Origin of the sequence: Shewanella sp. GutDb-MelDb (genome assembly GCF_002836075.1) — a bacterium.
In the GTDB taxonomy this organism is placed as follows: Bacteria; Pseudomonadota; Gammaproteobacteria; order Enterobacterales; family Shewanellaceae; genus Shewanella.
Genome location: NZ_PJBM01000090.1, coordinates 1 through 439, shown reverse-complemented (window position 1 = coordinate 439; position 439 = coordinate 1). Strand labels below are relative to the sequence as shown.

Sequence of the window (439 nt, the reverse complement as noted above, 5' to 3'; positions counted from 1 at the left end):
AAATCGGTAGAATGCCATCCCGTAGTCAAGGGGAAGCGAACTAAGCAAGAACTAGATTACAGATTAAATTGAAACGCGACATTAGCTCAGTTGGTAGAGCGATACCTTGCCAAGGTATAGGTCATCAGTTCGAACCTGATATGTCGCTCCAATTTAACACCGGCGCGATGGCAGAATGGCTATGCTGCGGATTGCAAATCCGCCTATCTCGGTTCGACTCCGGGTCGCGCCTCCAAAGATTAAGAGTTTGATGAGTGGTTAAGCAATTAACTACAGTGTTTCTACCGATAACACGTATCATCAAAATCAACGAGTTTGCCCGAGTGGTGGAATCGGTAGACACAAGGGATTTAAAATCCCTCGCTTAATAGGCGTGCCGGTTCAAGTCCGGCCTCGGGTACCATCATTTAAGCCTCGACATTAGTCGGGGCTTTTTTGT

Annotated in this window: 3 tRNA genes; all 3 read left to right on the top strand. The window is 46.9% G+C overall.

The annotated features are described in order from the left end of the window. The first annotated feature begins 75 nt into the window (after positions 1–75). A tRNA-Gly gene (locus CXF82_RS01465) sits at positions 76–151 on the top strand. A gap of 10 nt (positions 152–161) precedes the next feature. Further along, a tRNA-Cys gene (locus CXF82_RS01460) sits at positions 162–235 on the top strand. Positions 236–317: 82 nt separating this feature from the next. Next, a tRNA-Leu gene (locus CXF82_RS01455) sits at positions 318–403 on the top strand. Positions 404–439 lie beyond the last annotated feature (36 nt).